Origin of the sequence: Amycolatopsis sp. (assembly GCF_035546795.1) — a bacterium.
Taxonomy (GTDB): Bacteria; Actinomycetota; Actinomycetes; order Mycobacteriales; family Pseudonocardiaceae; genus Amycolatopsis_E.
This window is the reverse complement of sequence record NZ_DASZWC010000016.1, coordinates 156,565-174,508: the sequence shown is the minus strand read 5'-3', so window position 1 is coordinate 174,508 and position 17,944 is coordinate 156,565. Positions and strand designations below refer to the sequence as shown.

Annotated in this window: 17 protein-coding genes; 11 read left to right on the top strand and 6 right to left on the bottom strand. The window is 69.4% G+C overall.

Going from position 1 to position 17,944, the window contains the following annotated elements; all coding sequences use genetic code 11:
- Nucleotides 1–119: 119 nt before the first annotated feature.
- From VHD82_RS11675 to VHD82_RS11660, 4 genes are all read right to left on the bottom strand, one after another.
- Nucleotides 120–1,559 carry a glycoside hydrolase family 57 protein gene (locus VHD82_RS11675; RefSeq protein WP_325701006.1) on the bottom strand — a complete coding sequence of 480 codons (1,440 nt, stop codon included), beginning with the start codon at nucleotides 1,557–1,559 and terminating at the stop codon, nucleotides 120–122.
- Nucleotides 1,556–2,329, bottom strand: coding sequence for a class I SAM-dependent methyltransferase (locus VHD82_RS11670; protein WP_325701003.1), 774 nt, complete (start codon nucleotides 2,327–2,329; stop codon nucleotides 1,556–1,558). The genes VHD82_RS11675 and VHD82_RS11670 overlap by 4 nt, the downstream gene beginning before the upstream one ends.
- Nucleotides 2,330–2,353: 24 nt before the next feature.
- Nucleotides 2,354–3,178: an ATP-binding protein gene (locus VHD82_RS11665; protein ID WP_325701000.1), complete on the bottom strand. Its 825-nt coding sequence runs from the start codon at nucleotides 3,176–3,178 to the stop codon at nucleotides 2,354–2,356.
- Nucleotides 3,179–3,304: 126 nt separating this feature from the next.
- Nucleotides 3,305–4,147, bottom strand: a complete 843-nt coding sequence (locus VHD82_RS11660; protein ID WP_325700997.1) for a DegV family protein — start codon at nucleotides 4,145–4,147, stop codon at nucleotides 3,305–3,307.
- 213 nt (nucleotides 4,148–4,360) lie between these two features.
- Here VHD82_RS11660 and VHD82_RS11655 point away from each other — a divergent pair, with 213 nt between their 5' ends.
- The 10 genes from VHD82_RS11655 (at nucleotide 4,361) to VHD82_RS11610 (ending at nucleotide 15,063) form a co-directional block, all read left to right on the top strand.
- Nucleotides 4,361–5,146, top strand: coding sequence for an electron transfer flavoprotein subunit beta/FixA family protein (locus tag VHD82_RS11655; RefSeq protein ID WP_325700994.1), 786 nt, complete (start codon nucleotides 4,361–4,363; stop codon nucleotides 5,144–5,146).
- A gap of 15 nt (nucleotides 5,147–5,161) precedes the next feature.
- Entirely contained in the window at nucleotides 5,162–6,121 is a 960-nt protein-coding gene (locus VHD82_RS11650; RefSeq protein WP_325700991.1) for an electron transfer flavoprotein subunit alpha/FixB family protein, read from the top strand.
- A gap of 133 nt (nucleotides 6,122–6,254) precedes the next feature.
- Complete coding sequence (locus VHD82_RS11645) at nucleotides 6,255–7,019, top strand: GNAT family N-acetyltransferase (RefSeq protein ID WP_325700988.1); 765 nt, start codon at nucleotides 6,255–6,257, stop codon at nucleotides 7,017–7,019.
- Nucleotides 7,016–7,879 carry a lysophospholipid acyltransferase family protein gene (locus VHD82_RS11640; protein WP_325700985.1) on the top strand — a complete coding sequence of 288 codons (864 nt, stop codon included), beginning with the start codon at nucleotides 7,016–7,018 and terminating at the stop codon, nucleotides 7,877–7,879. The genes VHD82_RS11645 and VHD82_RS11640 overlap by 4 nt, the downstream gene beginning before the upstream one ends.
- 144 nt (nucleotides 7,880–8,023) lie before the next feature.
- Complete coding sequence (locus tag VHD82_RS11635; protein ID WP_325700982.1) at nucleotides 8,024–9,379, top strand: MFS transporter; 1,356 nt, start codon at nucleotides 8,024–8,026, stop codon at nucleotides 9,377–9,379.
- A gap of 26 nt (nucleotides 9,380–9,405) precedes the next feature.
- Nucleotides 9,406–10,608: a cysteine desulfurase family protein gene (locus VHD82_RS11630; protein WP_325700979.1), complete on the top strand. Its 1,203-nt coding sequence runs from the start codon at nucleotides 9,406–9,408 to the stop codon at nucleotides 10,606–10,608.
- Complete coding sequence (gene mnmA / locus VHD82_RS11625; RefSeq protein WP_325700976.1) at nucleotides 10,608–11,696, top strand: tRNA 2-thiouridine(34) synthase MnmA; 1,089 nt, start codon at nucleotides 10,608–10,610, stop codon at nucleotides 11,694–11,696. The genes VHD82_RS11630 and mnmA overlap by 1 nt, the downstream gene beginning before the upstream one ends.
- 79 nt (nucleotides 11,697–11,775) lie before the next feature.
- Entirely contained in the window at nucleotides 11,776–12,132 is a 357-nt protein-coding gene (locus tag VHD82_RS11620; RefSeq protein ID WP_325700973.1) for an STAS domain-containing protein, read from the top strand.
- Nucleotides 12,133–12,213: 81 nt separating this feature from the next.
- Nucleotides 12,214–13,149 (top strand): chemotaxis protein CheB, encoded by a 936-nt coding sequence (locus VHD82_RS11615; RefSeq protein WP_325700970.1) that lies wholly within the window; start codon nucleotides 12,214–12,216, stop codon nucleotides 13,147–13,149.
- Nucleotides 13,150–13,194: 45 nt separating this feature from the next.
- Nucleotides 13,195–15,063 (top strand): CheR family methyltransferase, encoded by a 1,869-nt coding sequence (locus VHD82_RS11610; protein ID WP_325700967.1) that lies wholly within the window; start codon nucleotides 13,195–13,197, stop codon nucleotides 15,061–15,063.
- On the opposite strand, the gene VHD82_RS11605 is transcribed toward VHD82_RS11610, so the two are convergent.
- A complete protein-coding gene (locus tag VHD82_RS11605) occupies nucleotides 15,032–15,811 on the bottom strand; it encodes an ATP-binding protein (RefSeq protein WP_325700964.1) in 780 nt (259 codons plus the stop codon). The two genes, VHD82_RS11610 and VHD82_RS11605, sit on opposite strands and share 32 nt — an antisense overlap.
- Before the next feature lie 148 nt (nucleotides 15,812–15,959).
- The gene (locus VHD82_RS11600) at nucleotides 15,960–16,355 is read right to left on the bottom strand and encodes a GNAT family N-acetyltransferase (protein ID WP_414637491.1); all 396 of its coding nucleotides are present in this window, start codon (nucleotides 16,353–16,355) and stop codon (nucleotides 15,960–15,962) included.
- A gap of 93 nt (nucleotides 16,356–16,448) precedes the next feature.
- Between VHD82_RS11600 and VHD82_RS11595 the strand changes: the two genes are divergently transcribed.
- On the top strand, nucleotides 16,449–17,942 hold the full coding sequence (locus VHD82_RS11595; protein WP_325700961.1) for an acyl-CoA synthetase: 1,494 nt from the start codon (nucleotides 16,449–16,451) through the stop codon (nucleotides 17,940–17,942).
- The last annotated feature ends 2 nt before the right edge of the window (nucleotides 17,943–17,944 follow it).

The following is a 17,944-nucleotide window of genomic DNA, read 5'->3' as shown; positions in this document are numbered from 1 at the left end:
GTGGCGGCGCCGGAATGCGCTCGATAGAAGAGGTACTGGCACCTGCGTGGGTGACGCCGCACGGAACCCGTTTCTGTCGGTGGTCGCCGCTACCGTGGACGGGTTCCGGGCTTCCGTTCTTACAGCAGCCGGGCGTCCAGGTGGCCGAACAACCGGTCCCCGCCGAAGGAACGCGCGCGCCCGGCGGCCAGGGCGTCGAACCGCTCGGTGTGCACGCTCGCGCGGCGCCGGGCGTAGTCGGCGGCGGAATCCTTGGTCACCATGAAGGCCCAGTCGCTGGAGAGCGCGAGCATCGCTTCGGTGACAGCCATGTCGCGCACGGGGTCCCGCAGCTCCGACCGTGGCAGGGCGAGCAGGCGTTGCTGCAGCGAAGCGTTGTCGGCGACCATGTCGGCGACCTGCTCGCCGTCCCACACCCGCCAGTCCTTGCCCGAGCCCCAGGACGAAGCCGGCAGGTCGACGGGCGAGCCCAGGTGCCCAGCCGCCAGCGCGCCTTCCAGCGTCGTGACGCGCACACCCGCCTCGGGCAGCGCGCGCAGGATGCCTTCCAGCCACGCCGGCCCTTCGTGCCACCAGTGCCCGAACAGCTCGGTGTCGTAGGCCGCGACGACGAGGCCTTCCCGCCCGTTCCGCTCCCGCAGCGAGCGCAGTCGGGAGACCACGGTCTCCACGAAATCCTTGACGTGCAAGGAAAGTGTGTCCGCGGCCAGCGCCGGGTCGTAAGGCGCCTTGTCCTGCGGCGCGACCGTTTTCCCGGTCACCCGCGAGGGTTTCAGCCCCACCTCGTGCGCCCAGGTGTGGAAGTCGCGGTAGTTCGCATGCCCCGGATAACCAGCCTTCGGTGACCAGACCCGGTACGTCACTTCGAGGTCCCGGCCGAAACAGACCACGTCGGAGCTGCCGATGGTGCGCGCCGCCGAGGTGTCCCCGCGCAGCGACGGGCCGTCCACCAGGAACCGTTGCACGCCGGCGGCCGCGTAGCCGTCCTCCATACCCGGCTCGTAGCCGCATTCCGGGGCCCAGATGCCCGCCGGGCGGCGGCCGATCCGCAGTTCGGTGTCGTCCAGGCCACCGCGCAACGCGAACGCGCGGATTCTCGGATCCAGCAGCGGCTGGAACGGGTGCGTCAGCGGGCCGCCGAGCAACTCGATCGTCCCACTGTCCACAAGGGACCGGAGAATGGGGGAGAACCCGTGGCGCCAGCGGGTTTCGAAGTCCTCGGTGGCGCGCATCGCGGTGCGGTGTTCGAGCGCGCCCAGGTCGCCGAGACCGGACAGGGTGCTCGCCTGCATCGCCCGCAGCTGCCAGTGCCCGAGCCATTCGTGGAAGGTCCGCAGCGCGTACGGGTCGTCCAGTTGCGCGGCCAGCACCGGCGTGACGCCGAGGGTCAGCACATCCCGCCTGCCCTCGTCGGCGAACCGGCGCAGCAGGTCGACCACCGGCAGATACGAGTGCGCCCACGCCTGGTAAAGCCATTCCTCGCCGACCGGCCACGAGCCGTGGTGCGGCAGCCAGGGCAGATGGCTGTGCAGTACAAGGCAAAACGTGCCTTCGGTCATGGGCGCACCGCCACGGCAACGAGATCCAGGCTTTCGGCCAGCCGCTCACCGTGGATCTCGAAGTCCCCGGCGCGGACGGCGGCGACGTCGGTGAGCAGCGGCTCCGGCCAGGTGGCCTGGCCCGGCAGCTGTCCCATGACCACGTCCAGCTGCGCCTCGATGATCGAACCGCCGTAGCGCTCGTCCAGCACCCGTAGGCCCGGCCCGTGGTGCAGCCCGTGCAGCAACTGCACCTCGAACCCGGCTCCGCGCAGTAGTTCGTCCAATTCGGACGGTGCGAGTTCCCTGGTGTGGTAAGGATTCAGTGGGGTGTCACTGTCCGGAGTGAACGTGAGCCTGTTCGGCGTGGTGACCACGAGCCGCCCTCCGGGCCGCAGTATGCGATGGCATTCGGCGAGGAACCCGCCCTGGTCCCACAGGTGTTCGATCACCTGGAAGTTCGCTACGGCGTCCACAGTGGACGAACGCACCGGCAGCCAGGCCAGGTTCGCCCGCGCCACGGCCAGTTCCGGATAGCGCCGCGCGACGTGCGCGACCGTCGGCTCGTCGTAGTCCAGCGCCAGTACGCGCTCGGCGTGCCCGGCGATCAGCGCGGCCCCGTAGCCCTCACCGCAGCCCGCCTCCAGCACGGTGCCACCCGAAACGTGCGGGAGCAGCGCCAGATAGGCCGCCTCGTGGCGCCGAAACCAGTACGTCTCCTCCGGGATGCCCGGTACGGTTCGTTCCCCGGTGAGATGCAGCGCTTCGGCGCGCGCGGATGAGGTGCTCACGGCCCCGACCCTACTTGCCGGTACTCACGGCCATTTGCGCAAGATGACCGACCACGAACGCTCCTCGATCCGGAACTCCGGCACCGGGCTGCCCGCCCGCGCCATCGCCGAGCGGATGCGCCAGATACCGCGCCCGAACCGGTTCACGTATCCCAGCGCCTTCATCGCCCTGGCCAGCCCGGGATTGCGGTAGTCGTTGACCCGGTCGAAGTTGTCCGGCCGGACCTGCCCGAACGGGCCGCCGGGGTTGGTCACCTCGATCCGGTCGTCGAACCAGGCGATGCGCACCGGCGCGTGGGACCGCTCGTAGTCGCGGTGCATGATCGCGTTCATGCAAGTCTCGCGCAGCGCCTCCAGCGGGTAGTCCGGCAGCTGCTCCTCGCGGAACAGGCCTTCGCCCTCGGCCAGCCTGGTGCGCAGATGTCCGGTCAGCAGCGCGCTCAGCCGGGCCGCCGTGCCGACGATGTTGCCGCGCAGCTCGTGCTGGTCCACCACCGGCGCGTCGAGGTCGAGGCCCTGGTAGCGGATGAACTGCAGGTAGGCGCCGGGTACGTGCGCGGCGGGGTCCTTGCCCACCGACAGCAGGCCGAGCGCGGTCGGGGTGCCGCCGGGCGTGGTGAGCCGCAGCCACGCGAGATCGGCTTCGACCGGGCGCTGGTTCTCCTCCAGCGATTCGGCGGCGACGAACGAGGGCAGGTACGTGGTGCTGAACAGCCGCACGTCCAGGTCGTTCCCGTCGGCCGTCTGCACCGGTCTGGCGTCGAAGGGGGCGGTCGAGAATCTTCTCAGTTCGGCCAGCAGGCGCTCTTCATCGCTGGTCGCGTCACGAGTCGTAGTCCCCGTTTGCACTCAGCTGCTCCTTCGGCTAGTGCGGCTGGGGGGCCACCCTATCGGGTGAAGATCAGGGAACGTTACAGGTCTGGTCGAAATTCTCCGGATCACTGCGGATCTCGTGGGGCTGTTGCGGTCTTGCGGTCAGACGGGAGAAACGGTGATGCTCATGGAACCCGGCCCGACGTGCGCGCCGACGACGCTGCTGGCCTCGACGACGGTCAGGTCCCGCACGTTCGGGATCCGCTCGCGCAGCTGGTGGACCAGGTTCATTTCCCGGTCCGAGCGACGGAACGTCGACACCGCCAGCTCGGTGGGATGGTTGCCGGCACGCTGCGCGGCGATGTCGAGCAGCTTGTTCATCGCACGGCGGGCGCCCGGAATCCGGGTCAGTGGCGCGACTTCGCCGCGTTTCACGGTCAGCAACGGCTTGATCGACAACGCGGTGCCGAGCAACGCGGACGCGGCGCCGATCCGGCCGCCGCGGCGCAGGTATTCGAGTGTGTCCACGAAGAGCAGCTCGGAGCTGCTCGTGAACCTGCGTTCGGCTGCCTCGACGACCCGGTTGACCTGCGCGCCGGCGGCGGCCGCGCGGGCCGCGGACAGCACCGCGAAACCGAGGCTCATCCCGACCGTCGCGCTGTCGAGCACGTACACCGGGATGCGAACCTGTTCGGCGGCCTGACGGGCGGCGTGCACGGTGGCCGACATGCGCCCGGAGATGTGCACGCTGACCACCGCGCTGGCGCCCGCGCTGGCCGCGTCCTGGTACGTCCAGAAGAACGCGCCTGGATCGGGTGGGGAGGTGGCGACCGGGAGACCCGCCTCCAGCGAGTCGACGAGCTGGCCCCGGTCGAACCGGGATTCGTCGTCGATCCGGTCCGCCACCTGCAGTTGGAGCTGGATGACCTTGATGCCCCACTGTCTGACCAACTGGTCGGGCAGCGAGGCGGTCGAATCGGTTACTACCGCTACGTGAGTGGACACGGTGTGTGAGGTTAACCCGAAAGGTCTACGAGGTGTAGTCCGTCCGCCAGGGAATCCACCCGGAGTAGCGTTCCTGCATCGCTCAGAAATTGGGACCATGGTCCCGGTAAATTGCGAATCCAGGTGAATGCCGTCACCTCGGCGCGCCAGGACGGCGAATCCTCCATACGCTACCGGCAAGTAGCGCAGGTTAGAGGAGGTCGAAGGGGACCCATGACGAACATTGTCGTCCTGGTCAAGCAGGTGCCAGACACCTATTCGGAGCGGAAACTCTCCGACGCTGACCACACGCTGGACCGCGAGTCCGCCGATGCGGTGCTCGACGAGATCAACGAGAAGGCCGTCGAAGAGGCCCTCAAGATCAAGGAAGCCGCCGACGGCGAGGTCACCGTGATCTCGGTCGGACCGGACCGCGCCACCGACGCCATCCGCAAGGCACTGTCGATGGGCGCGGACAAGGCCATCCACGTCTCCGACGAGGCGCTGCACGGCTCCGACGTGATCGCCACGGCGAAGGTGCTGGCCGCGGCGATCGGCAAGGTCGAGGGCTACGACCTGATCATCGCCGGCAACGAGGCCTCCGACGGCCGCGCCGGTGCCGTGCCCGCGATCCTGGCCGAGCTGCTGGGCCTGCCGCAGCTGACCTTCGTACGTGAGCTGACCGTCGACGGCTCGAGCGTCAAGGCCGACCGCGAGACCGAGGACGGGCTGACCCACCTCGAGGCGAGCCTGCCCGCGCTGGTGAGCGTGAGCGAGAAGATCAACGAGCCGCGATACCCGTCCTTCAAGGGCATCATGGCCGCCAAGAAGAAGCCGGTCGAGACCCTCACGATCGCCGACCTCGGCATCGACGCGGGTGCGGTCGGCCTCGCCAACGCGCAGTCCGCGGTCACCGAAGCGGCCCCGAAGCCGCCGCGGACCGCCGGTCAGCGTGTCGAGGACGAGGGTGACGGCGGTGCGAAGATCGCCGAGTACCTGGTCGGCCAGAAGCTCATCTGAGAGGAGTAACGAGACATGGCTGAGGTTCTGGTCCTCGTCGACCACATCAATGGCGAGCTGAAGAAGCTGACTTTCGAACTGCTGACCGCCGCGCGCGAGCTCGGTGAGCCGTCCGCCGTCGTCGTCGGTGCTCCGGGCACCGCCGGCAAGTTCAAGGAGCAGCTGGGCGCCTACGGCGCGCAGAAGGTGTACGTCGCCGAGTCCGACGACGCCGTGGGTTACCTGGTGACGCCGAAGGTGGACGTGCTGGCCGCGCTGGCCGAGCGGGTATCCCCGGCGGCCGTGGTGGCCGCCGCGACCGGTGAGGGCAAGGAGGTCACCGGCAGGCTCGCCGTGCGGCTCGGTGGCGCGCTGCTCTACGACGTGGTCGCGGTCAACTCCGACGGCACCGTCGAGCAGTCGATCTTCGGTGGCGCGTACACCGTGAAGTCCAAGGCTGCCAGCGGTTTGCCGGTCATCACGGTCCGTCCCGGCGCGGTCGAGGCGAGCGAGGCCGATGGCGCGGCCGCGGAGGAGACCGTCGAGGTCCCCGCGACCGACGCGGCCAAGTCCGCCAAGATCACCGGTGTCGAGCCGGTCGTCGGTGGCGACCGCCCCGAGCTGACCGAGGCCTCGATCGTGGTCTCCGGTGGCCGTGGTGTCGGTTCGGCCGAGAAGTTCGAGGTCGTGGAGAAGCTCGCCGACTCGCTCGGCGCCGCCGTGGGTGCCTCGCGTGCCGCGGTGGACTCCGGCTACTACCCGGCGCAGTTCCAGGTCGGCCAGACCGGTAAGACGGTCTCCCCGCAGCTGTACGTCGCGCTGGGCATTTCCGGTGCGATCCAGCACCGCGCGGGCATGCAGACCTCGAAGACGATCGTCGCGGTGAACAAGGACGCCGAGGCGCCGATCTTCGAGATCGCCGACTTCGGTGTCGTCGGCGACCTGTTCAACGTCGCCCCGCAGCTCACCGACGAGGTCAGCAAGCGTAAGGGCTGAGGTCCGCGGAAGCCGAAGGGCGCTCCCGTGCACACGGGGGCGCCCTTCTTCGTGTTTGGTTCACGTAAAGTGCACAAACTCGACACGCTTTGGGGGTCCTGGTGGTTTCCCCACCCCGGGTACACCTTGGGGTATGACGCGGTCACAGCTACTCGTCAGTGCCGAAGCCGCCGAAGGCGCTCGCCACTACTCCCTGCTCGTCGCCGGAAATGACGAAGTCGTTGCGGCACAAAGACTTCGCCACCAGGTTTTCGCCGAGGAAATGGGTGCGAACCTGCACACCAGCCAGACCGGGCTCGACATCGACCGCTTCGACGAGTTCTGCGACCACCTCGTCGTCCGCGAGGACAACAGCGGCGAGATCGTCGGCACCTACCGGATGCTGCCGCCGGAGCGCGCCGCGGAAGCCGGCGAACTGTACTCGGACACGGAATTCGACCTGACCGCGCTGACCGGGCTGCGCGGCTCCCTCGTGGAAACCGGCCGTTCCTGCGTGCATCCCGAGCACCGGTCCGGTGCCGTGGTGAGCCTGGTGTGGGCCGGGATCGGGCGGTACATGCTGCTGGCCGGACACCGGTACCTCGCGGGTTGCGCCTCGGTGCCGCTGGACGACGGCGGCTCCTACGCCGCGGGCGTGTGGGATCTCATCAAGGCCAAGCACTACTCGGACGAAGCCTTGCGGGTCGCTCCGCTGAATCCTTGGCAGAGCCACGAAATCGCCCGCCCGGCGCGCGCGGTGCTGCCGCCGTTGATCAAGGGTTACACCCGGCTGGGCGCGAAGGTGTGCGGCCCGCCCGCGCACGACCCGGACTTCGGCGTGGCGGATTTCTTCACCCTGCTGGACCTGCAGCAGATGGACGAGCGGTACCTGAAGTTCTTCCTGGGAGCGGGGGCGTGAGCCACGCCTGGATGCCGGCCTCGCCGTGCGGCGACGGGTGCCTGACGCCTGCCGGTGATCCCGTCGCGTTGCCACGCCGTGTCTTTCGCGTCGCCGGGGCGATCTCGGTGGTGCTGCTGGCGGTCGTGGCGTGCCCGCTGTTCGCGTTCCGCGGCGCGCGGGATCCGTTGGCGCGCTTCATCTTCCGCTCGATCCTGCGGGCTTTCGGGGTGCGGCTGGCCGTCTTCGGTGGCGAAGAGTTCCGTACGGCGGAGCCCGGCCGTGGCGCGCTCGTGGTGAACAACCATGTGTCCTGGTTGGACATCGTCGCGGTGAACGCGGTGCGGCCGATGCGCGCGCTGGCGAAGAAGGAGATCGCGGGCTGGCCGGTGCTGGGCGGCCTGGTCGCCAGGGGTGGCAGCGTTTTCCTTGACCGGGAAAGGCTTTCCACCCTGCCGGGCACGATGGCGGAGCTGGCGGACGCGCTGCGCGCGGGCTCGCTGGTGAACGTGACGCCGGAGGGCACGACCTGGTGCGGGCTCGCTTCGGGTCGCTTCCGGCCCGCCACCTTCCAGGCCGCGATCGACGGTGGTGTGCCGGTGCGGCCGATCGCGCTGCGCTACCGGCTCGCCGACGGCAGGGAGACCACGCAGCCCGCGTTCATCGGCCCGGAGTCGCTCGTCGACTCGCTGCGCCGGGTGGCGCGGCTGCGCGGGCTGGTGCTGGAAATGCATGTGTGCGAGGAAATCGCACCCGGTCGCGCCGCGGACCGGCGTGAGCTGGCCGAGCTCGCGGAGACCGCCGTGCACTCGGCGCTGGGCACCGTGCGGGCGCCGCGCCGCGCTCCGGTGCTGCCGCCGCTGGTGACCGTGCCGGAGTAATGTGCCGTTTGTTACCAAGCCGACCACAGCCACGACGGAATGGGTTTCTACCAGCATGTTGGCTGCGGACCGTGTCCGCCTACTTTTGGCCGGAGTGGTAAAACCCGTTGACCTCCACTGCACTGGAGGTTGCAGGCTGGACGGGTGATCACCAGGGAACGGCCCCAGGGCGTGTTGTGGTCTCCGGACCACCGGACCACCACCGTCGCGAGCCTGCTCGTGGTCACGCTGATCGCCTTCGAGAACATGGGCGTGGCCACCGCGATGCCGACGATGGTGGCCGCGCTCGGCGGGCAGGCGCTGTATTCCTGGCCGTTCACCATGTTCCTCGTCGCGAGCGTGGTGGCGACGGTGCTTTCCGGGCGGGTGTGCGACCGGCGCGGTCCCGGGCTCGCGCTCGTGGCCGGGCCCGCTGTCTTCCTCGGCGGGCTTTTCCTTTGCGGCAGCGCGAAGAACATGGCGATGCTGCTGGCCGGCCGGGCGCTGCAGGGCCTCGGTTCCGGGGTTGTGCTCGTCGCCGTGTCGCTGCTGATCGCACTGGTCTACACCGATCGTGAGCGCCCGGCGATGTACGCCGCGAACGCGGCCGCGTGGGTGCTGCCCGCCGTCATCGGCCCGTCGGTGGCCGGTCTGGTCACCGAAAGCCTCGGCTGGCGCTGGGTGTTCCTCGGCCTGACCCCACTGGCGCTGCTGGGCCTGCTGATGCTCGTGCCGATCGCACGGCGGCTCGGCCGGCCGGAGCCGGGGGACCGGCAGCGGCGGGCGGGCGTCGCCGCCGCGGTGGCCGCGGCACTCGGTGTGGCGGCTCTCACCTGGGCGGCCCAGCATCCGTCCGGGCCGGCGCTCGGTTACGGCCTGGCGGGCCTTGTCGCGCTGGCGTTTTCCGCGCGAAAGCTGTTCCCGCCCGGCACTCTCACGGCGCGGCCGGGACTGCCGACGGTGGTGGTGTCCCGTGCGTTCCTCGGCGGCGCGTATGCCGGGATGGAGGCGTACCTGCCGCTCACCATGACGACCGTGCACGGCTACCACCCGGCGGCCGCTGGACTGCCGCTCACGGTCAGCGCGCTCGGCTGGTCGGCCGCGTCCTGGGTGCAGGGCCGCCACCCCGACCGGTCCCGGGAAATGTTGCTGCGCCTGGGTTTCGGTCTCGTCGCGTCGTCGCTGGTGATCTTCGCGTTCGTCGCCGAGCCGTGGTGTCCGGGCTGGGTGGCCTTCGTCGGCTGCGTGGTCGGTGGCGCGGGCATGGGCACCGCGTACCCGTCGATCAGCCTGCTGCTGTTCCGGTTCTCCCCGGTGGCCGAGCGCGGGTTCAACACCTCCGCGATGCAGGTGGCGGACTGGGTCGCCTCGGCGCTGACGGTCGGTTTCGGCGGGGTGCTGCTGGGGCTGCTGGCGTCCGCGCAACGGCCCTCGGCGGCGGTGCTCGTGCTGGCGGTCTGCCTGACCGCCCTGACCCTCGGTGGGGTACGGATCACGCGCCGGTGGCCGACACGCGAGTGAACCGGACGGTCTACCCTGGTAGGGCGATGACCTATCTCGACCACGCGGCGACCACTCCGATGTTGCCGGAAGCCATTGCGGCGATGAGCGAGGCGCTGTCCACCGTGGGCAACGCCTCTTCGCTGCATTCCTCCGGCAGGCGCGCCAGGCGGATGGTCGAAGAGTCACGCGAAGTGATCGCCGAGGCGCTGGGTGCCCGTCCGTCCGAGGTCATCTTCACCGCGGGCGGCACCGAGAGTGACAACCTCGCGGTCAAGGGGATTTTCTGGGGCCGCAAGGCCGCCGAGCCGGCCCGTCGCCGCATCCTCGCCAGCGTGGTCGAGCACCATGCGGTGCTGGACGCCGTGCAGTGGCTGGAGGAGCACGCCGAGGCCGAGGTCACCTGGCTGGAGGTGGACGCCGAAGGCCGGGTGCTGCCGGAGACGGTGCGCAAGGCCGTCGAGCAGGCCCCGGACGAAGTGGCGCTGGTCACGGTCATGTGGGCGAACAACGAGGTCGGCACCGTCAACCCGATGGCCGAGCTGGCCTCGATCTGCGCCGAGTACGAGATCCCGCTGCACACCGACGCGGTGCAGGCCGTCGGCGCGGTCCCGGTCGATTTCACCGAGAGCGGTGTCACCGCGCTCACCCTGACCGGGCACAAGCTCGGCGGTCCCTACGGTGTCGGCGCGCTGCTGCTGGCGCGGGACACTCCGTGCGTGCCGCTGCTGCACGGCGGCGGTCAGGAGCGTGACGTGCGGTCCGGCACCCTCGACGTGCCGGCCATCCACGCGTTCGCCACGGCGGTGCGTGCCGCGGTGGCCGATCAGCCCTCGCACGAGGAAACGATCGGCGGGCTGCGGGACGAGCTGGTCGCGGCGGTGCTGCGCGAGGTGCCGGACGCGGTGCTCAACGGTCCGGCGCCGGGCCCGGACAGGCTGCCCGCGAACGCGCACTTCACGTTCTCCGGCTGTGCGGGCGACAGCCTGCTGATGTTGCTGGACGCCAAGGGAATCGAGTGTTCCACCGGCTCGGCCTGCACGGCCGGGGTCGCGCAGCCGAGCCACGTGCTGCTGGCGATGGGCGCGGACCCGACCTCGGCCCGCTGCTCGCTGCGGTTCTCCCTCGGCCACACCACGACGCGGGCGGACATCGAGGCGCTGGCGAGCGAGATCGGCGGCGTGGTCGCCAGGGCACGGCAGGCCGGGCTCACCGGCATGCGCAAGCAGAAGACTCAGCAGGGGGTGTGATGCGGGTACTGGCCGCGATGAGCGGGGGAGTGGATTCGGCGGTGGCCGCGGCGCGCGCGGTCGAGGCCGGGCATGACGTCGTCGGCGTGCACCTGGCGCTCTCGGCGAAGCCGGGCACGCTGCGCACCGGCGCGCGTGGCTGCTGCACGATCGAGGATTCGCACGACGCCCGCCGTGCCGCCGACATTCTCGGGATTCCCTTCTACGTCTGGGATTTCGCCGAGCGGTTCACCGAAGAGGTGATCGAGAGCTTCGTCGGCGAGTACGCGGCGGGCCGCACCCCGAACCCGTGCGTCACCTGCAACGAGAAGATCAAGTTCGAGGCCCTGCTGGAGAAGGCGATGGGCCTCGGGTTCGACGCCGTCGCCACCGGGCACTACGCGCGGCTGTCCTTTGTGGACGGTGTGCCGGAGCTGCGGCGCAGCGCCGACCTCGACAAGGACCAGTCCTACGTGCTCGCCTCGCTGACGCCCGAGCAGCTGCGGCATTCGCTGTTCCCGCTCGGTGATTCCCACAAGTCCGACGTGCGCGCCGAGGCCGGGCGCCGTGGGCTCGCGGTGGCGAACAAGCCCGACAGCCACGACATCTGCTTCATCCCGGACGGCGACACGAAGAAGTTCCTGGAGCGCAGGCTCGGCCAGCACCCCGGCGACCTCGTGGACGCCGAGACCGGGGCGGTGCTGGGCAGGCACACCGGGGTGCACGGGTTCACCATCGGCCAGCGCAAGGGCCTCGGCGTGGAACAGCCCGCGGCGGACGGCAAACCGCGATATGTGCTTTCGCTGGAACCCGTGTCCGGCACGGTGAAAGTCGGCTCGGCCGAGCAGCTCGCGGTGCGGGAGATCGAGGCGGACAGGCCGGTCTGGCCGTCCGAGCGCCCGCTGGACGGGCCCACCGAATGCGTGCTGCAGGTGCGCGCGCACGGCGGCACGGCGGACGCGGTGGCCGAGCTCGTCGACGGCCGGGTGCGCATCCAGTTGCGCGAGCCGCTGCGCGGGGTCGCGCCGGGGCAGGTCGCCGTGCTGTACGGGCCGGACAAGAGCGGAGATCTGGTGCTGGGCAGCGCCAAGATCGCCGTCACGGCGTGAGAACGAACCGGATCTTCACGGCGCTCGGCAACGGCTAGGCTGATTCGCGACTGACCGCCGCGACGAAGCGAGGCGACCCGTGCGCGACGAACGCTCACGCGCCGAGAGCGTGCTCTCGGTCGAGGTTCGCCGTGCCGGATCCGGTCTCGTGGTGGTCCGGGTGCTCGGCGAGGTGGACCTGCTCACCGCGCCCCGGCTGGCCGAGGCGCTCTCCCGGCACAGTGTCCCTTGTATCGCGGACCTTTCCGGGGTCGACTTCTTCGGTGCCGCCGGGCTGGAGGCGCTCGCCAAGGCGCAGCGGGCGGGCACGGTGCTGCACGTGGTGTGCGGCGCGTCGGTGCGCCGCCTGCTGGAGCTCACCGGCATGAGCGCGGACGTCCGGGTGCACGGATCGCTCGCCGAAGCCGAGCTCGCCCTAGGGTTTCCCCCCGGCTGAATCCGCCATTTCGTGCTTTGTCCTGGGAACACGGCTACCCTCGGCAGCACAGGTCGCAAAGCGACGGTGTGGAGGCTGACGGTGGACGCACACCACCGGGACCTTGTCGTGGTCGGCGCCTCGGCAGGTGGAGTCGAAGCCCTGCGGGATTTCGTGGGCGGGCTGCCCACCGGTTTCGCCGCGTCGGTGCTGGTCGTGCTGCACCTGCCGGCCAGCGCGGCCAGCGCGCTGCCCCACATTCTGCGCCGATGCGGTTCGCTTCCGGTGCAAAGCGCGCGCAACCAGGAGCCGCTGCGGCATGGTTTCGTCCATGTCGCGCCGCCGGACCGGCATCTGCTGGTCAGCGGCGAGCACATGGAGCTGAGCAGCGGCCCGGCCGAGAATGGTTACCGGCCGGCGATTGACGCACTGTTCCGGTCGGCCGCGCGGACACGTGGGCCGAGGGTGATCGGGGTCGTGCTCTCGGGTCTGCTCGACGACGGGGTCGCCGGGCTCGCTGCCATCAAGTCACGTGGCGGGGTGGCGTTCGTGCAGGACCCGGAGGACGCGCTTTACCGCGGGATGCCGGAGAACGTGCTCTCCCGGATGCCCGTGGACCACGTCCTGCCCGCCGCCGCGATGGGTGAGGCGCTCGCCGAGTACGTGTGCGAGGCCGTCGACGAGCACCACGAACTGCCCGAGCTGCCCTGTCCTTCCTGCGCGGGCACGTTGTCGCCGCGCGACGACGAGATCGACTATCGCTGCGACGACGGCCACGTCTGGACCGCGCAGACCCTGCTCGAGCGGCGTTCCAGGGACGTGGAGGACGCGTTGTGGGCGGCGTTGCGGGCGCTGGAGGAGAAGCGGGATCTCGCGCAACGGATGACGGCCGAAGCGCAGCAGCACGGCTTCGGCCTGGTGGCCGAACGGTACGAGCAGCACCACGACGACGCGACCCACGCCGCGATGGTGCTGCGCCGGTTTCTGCTGGAACGGCTTTCCTGGCCGGGGAACGAGGTGGGCCGTGCCACAGGATGAATCGGGGCGGCGGTTCGAGTGAGGCCACCGGTAGTGTCCAGCACTGTGAACGACCAAGCGGTGCCGGAGCAGGACGAGGCGTTCGAGGCGATTCTCGAATATCTCAAGGAGGCCCGGGGATTCGACTTCACCGGTTACAAGCGCAGCAGCCTCGGGCGGCGCGTCGACCGGCGGATGGCGCAGGTCGGATTCACTTCCTACGGCGAATATCTGGATTTCCTGCAGGTCACCGCGGATGAGTTCGTCGCGCTGTTCAACACGATCCTGATCAACGTCACCTCGTTCTTCCGCGACGCCGACGCCTGGGACTACCTGCAGTCCGAGATCGTCCCGATGATCCTCGCCGAACGCGGCCCCGAAGACGGCGTGCGGATCTGGAGCGCCGGCTGCGCTTCCGGCGAAGAGGCCTACACGCTCGCCATCGTGCTCGCCGAAGCGCTGGGCATCGAGCAGTTCCGGCAGCGGGTCAAGATCTATGCCACCGACGTGGACGAGGAGGCGCTGGCGCAGGCACGGGCCGCGAGCTACCCCGCCCCGGATGTCGAGGCGCTGCCCCGCGAATACGTCGACAAGTATTTCGAACGCCAGGGCGGCGGCCGGTACGTCTTCCACAAGGAGCTGCGGCGTTCGGTGATCTTCGGCCGCAACGATCTGGTGCAGGACGCGCCGATCTCCCGGATCGACCTGCTCGTGTGCCGCAACGCCCTGATGTATTTCAACGCCGACACCCAGGCCTCGATCCTGCGGAAGCTGCATTTCGCGCTGACGCCGCGCGGTGTGCTGTTCATGGGCCGGGCGGAAATGCTGCTCTCGCACGGCCGGATCTTCGATCCGGTGGATCTGCGGTTCCGCGTGTTCCGCAAGGTGTCCACGGGGCCCGCGGGGTCGATGTTCGGGCGCGCGCTGGGGCCCGGCCAGCCGACGACGGTGGGTGAAGTCGAAGAGCTGCGGGCGCTGGCCTTCGGTGCCACGCCGGTCGCCCAGCTCGTGGTCAACAACGAGGACCTGCTCGCGCTCGCCAACCAGCAGGCGCAGCAGGTTTTCGGCCTCACCGAGCGGGACATCGGCAGGCCGCTGCGGGACCTGGAGATCTCCTACCGTCCGGTGGAACTGCGCCGGTTCATCGACCAGGCAAGGCACGAACGCCGTGCAGTGCGGGTGAAAGACGTCGAGTGGCAGCGCGGCCCCGGTGAAGCACTCGCGCTGGAGCTGCACGTGAGCCCGCTCGTCTCGGGCGACGAACCGCTCGGGATTTCGATCGTGTTCCACGACGTCACCGCCAGCCACCGGCTGCTCTCGGAGCTGTCGAGTGCGAACACACAGCGGGAGAACGCGTACGAGGAGCTGCAGTCCACCACCGAGGAACTGGAGACGACGAACGAGGAGCTGCAGTCGACGGTGGAGGAACTGGAGACCACGAACGAGGAACTCCAGTCCACCAACGAAGAACTGGAGACCACCAACGAAGAGCTGCAGTCCACCAACGACGAGCTGCAGACGATCAACAACGCGCTGCGCGAGCGGACCGGAGAACTGGACGACGTCAACGATTTCCTCGAAGCCATCCTGACCTCGTTGCGCACCGGGGTGGTGGTGATCGATCAGCAGATGCGGGTCATCGCGTGGAATGCCGGCGCGGAAGAGCTGTGGGGCGTGCGCCGGGACGAGGCGATGGGCGAGCACCTGCTCAACCTCGACATCGGCCTGCCGGTGGCGGAACTGCGCCCGGCCGTACGCCCGGCGCTGGCCGATCCCGGTTACATCAAGGACATCACGCTGGAAGCGGTGAACCGGCGCGGCCGGGCGGTGACGGTGCGGGTGTCCTGTGGCGCGCTGCGCAACAGCCAGGGCGAGTCGACCGGGGCGATCATGGTCATGGAGGTCATGGCCCCGGCCACGCAGGATATTTCCTGAACCAGTCGGTGCCGCAGGTCAGCACCGCCCACACCACCTTGCCGCCGCGCAGATCCGGCGCGCAGCCCCAGGAACGCGCGAGATCGGCCACGATCTGCAGGCCGTAACCGTTGGGCTGGCCGTCGGCGCGCTGGCGGAGCACGGCGGGCCGCGGACTGCCGTCGCGCACGGCCACGGTCAGCAGCCCGCGCCGCAGTTCGAGGCGGAGTTCCAGTTCGGTGCCCGTGTGCTGGTAAGCGTTTTCCACCAACTCGGACGCGACGCACAACGCGTCCTGCGTCCAGGGCGTGATGTCCCATTGGTGGCAGGTCTGCCGCACGAACTGCCGCGCCGCGCTGGAACTTTCCGGCAGCGGCGGGTATGTCATCACGTTGCGGCGCTGGAGCCGGGGCGACTTGAGGGACGCGACGGCGGCGTCGACGTTCGCGTAAACAGGAACGAATCGCGCCAGCGCGCTGCTCTTCAGCCGGTCGTGCAGCGTGCCGTCCGTGGCGACCAGCATGATCGGTACGTCCGGCCACTCGCTGACGCGCATCCACGCCGAGGAGAACACACTCAGCTGTAGGTCATTGGCCACCTCGAGGCCGTGCATCTCGACCACCAGTGCTCGCGGCTGTTCCAGCGCCAGCTTGACCAGGCTGTCCCGCACTTCCAGGTACGTGCGCGAATCGAGCCGGCCGCTGAAGGTCACTACGAAGCAGCCCGCGACGGTCCTGTGGCGGTAGTCGATCTGCCCGGTGTCACTCAAGGTGGCGGCCTTGTTCGGCGGGACATCGGTTCCACCTCCGCGATGTCCAGGTGGCGACGCGTACGCGCCGTCAGAAGGGTACTACCCCAGGGTTGGAAAACTATTCGGCTCTTTTCAACATCATTATGGGCGAGAACACTTTGGTTGCCTAGAGCAAAAGTTTGAAGCCGAGGTGGCTCTGCTCGAAACCGAGTTTCTCGTAGAAACGGTGCGCGTCGAACCGCGACGCGTCGGAAGTCAGCTGGATCATCGCGCAACCCCGGCGGCGCGCCTCGTCCACCGCCCACTTCATCAGCCGGGCGCCTCGCCCGCCGCTCCGCCTGTCCGCGCGGACCCGTACGGCTTCGACCAGCGCGCGGGTGCCGCCCTGGCGGGAGAGGCCGGGGATGAACGTCAGCTGCATCGTGCCGATCAGCTCGCCGTCCTCCTCGGCCACCGCGAGGAACTGGTTCCCGTCGGCTTCGATCGCCGCGAACGCCTGCTGGTAGGGCCGGAGGTCGGCGGTGTTCTCGCGGCCGCGGCCGAGGTGATCGTCGGCCAGCATCGCCACGATCTGCCCGACATCTTCGGCCCTGGCTCGTCTAATGTGGATCTCGTTCACAGCACCCCAGTATGGCATCGGCGCCGGGAGGTCCCTATGACCACGCTTCGCTCCAGCACAGTCGCGGACATCCTCCGGCGCAGCGCCGCCCGCGTGCCCAACCGCGTCGCGCTTCGCTTCGCGGACCGGGTGTGGACCTACGCCGAACTTGACGCGGCAGTAACTCGGGCGGCCGCGTGGCTGCTGGAACTGGGGCTGGCCAAGGGAGACCGGGTCGCCGCGTACGGCAAGAACTCCGATGCGTATCTGATCGGTTTCCTCGCGTGTGCCCGTTCGGGGCTCGTGCACGTGCCGGTCAACTACAACCTCGTCGGCGAGGAGCTGGCCTACCTGGTGGAGCAGTCGGGCAGCCGGATCGCGCTCGCCGATCCCGCGCTGGCGGGCCGGGTCGGTGGGGTCGAGCGGGTGATTCCCTTGCGGGACAACGAGGATTCGCTGCTGGCGGCCGCCGCCGGCGGGCCGGTCCCGGAGCTCGACGTGGACGTGGCCGACACCGACCTGGCGCAACTGCTGTACACCTCGGGTACGACGTCACGGCCGAAAGGCGCGATGATGACCCATCGCGCGCTGGTGCACGAGTACCTGTCGTGCGTGGTGGGCCTGGAGATGACCCAGGACGACGCCCCGCTGCACGTCATGCCGCTGTACCACTCCGCGCAGATGCACTGTTTCCTGTTGCCGTGGTTGTCCGTCGGCGCGGAGAACACGCTGCTGGAGGTGCCGGAGCCGGGCGAAATCCTGCGGCGGCTCGGCGAGGACGGGCACGGTGCGTTCTTCGCGGCGCCGACGCTGTGGGTGGCGCTGGCGAACCATCCGGAGTTCCGGCCGCTGCCGTCGTTGCGCAAGGCCTACTACGGCGCCTCGATCATGCCCGGCCCGATTCTCGGCAGGCTCCGGGAAACCATGCCGGAACTGGGTTTCTACAACTGCTTCGGCCAGTCCGAGATCGCGCCGCTGGCCACCATCCTCGGCCCGGCCGACCACGCCGAGCGGCCGGATTCGGCCGGGCGCGCGGCGCTGTTCGTGGAGCTGCGGGTGGTCGACGACGAGATGAACGACGTGCCGCCGGGCGAGCTGGGCGAGGTCGTGTACCGCTCGCCGCAGCTGTGCCTCGGCTACTGGGAGAAGCCGGACGAGACCGAGGAAGCCTTCCGTGGCGGCTGGTTCCACTCCGGCGACCTCGTGCGCATCGACGACGAGGGCTACCTCTACGTGGTGGACCGGATCAAGGACGTGATCAACACCGGTGGCGTGCTGGTGGCCTCGCGCGAGGTCGAGGACGCGCTCTACACCCACCCCGCGGTCGGCGAGGTGGCCGTGATCGGGGTGCCGGACGCGAAGTGGATCGAGGCGATCACCGCCGTCGTCGTGTCCAAAGAGGACGTTTCGGCGGACGTGCTGGTGACACACGTCAAGGAGCGGCTGTCCTCGTTCAAGGTGCCGAAGGCGGTGCACTTCGTCGACGAGCTCCCGCGCAATGCTTCCGGCAAGATCCTCAAACGCGAACTGCGCACGAAGCTGAGCGAATAGCG

Bases quoted from the DNA above. Each gene is read 5' to 3' on its own strand.
- mnmA (WP_325700976.1), top strand. From the start codon at position 10,608: ATGCGGGTACTGGCCGCGATGAGCGGGGGAGTGGATTCGGCGGTGGCC.
- VHD82_RS11600 (WP_414637491.1), bottom strand. From the start codon at position 16,355: ATGCTGGCCGACGATCACCTCGGCCGCGGCCGCGAGAACACCGCCGAC.
- VHD82_RS11630 (WP_325700979.1), top strand. From the start codon at position 9,406: ATGACCTATCTCGACCACGCGGCGACCACTCCGATGTTGCCGGAAGCC.
- VHD82_RS11595 (WP_325700961.1), top strand. From the start codon at position 16,449: ATGACCACGCTTCGCTCCAGCACAGTCGCGGACATCCTCCGGCGCAGC.
- VHD82_RS11645 (WP_325700988.1), top strand. From the start codon at position 6,255: ATGACGCGGTCACAGCTACTCGTCAGTGCCGAAGCCGCCGAAGGCGCT.
- VHD82_RS11675 (WP_325701006.1), bottom strand. From the start codon at position 1,559: ATGACCGAAGGCACGTTTTGCCTTGTACTGCACAGCCATCTGCCCTGG.
- VHD82_RS11655 (WP_325700994.1), top strand. From the start codon at position 4,361: ATGACGAACATTGTCGTCCTGGTCAAGCAGGTGCCAGACACCTATTCG.
- VHD82_RS11650 (WP_325700991.1), top strand. From the start codon at position 5,162: ATGGCTGAGGTTCTGGTCCTCGTCGACCACATCAATGGCGAGCTGAAG.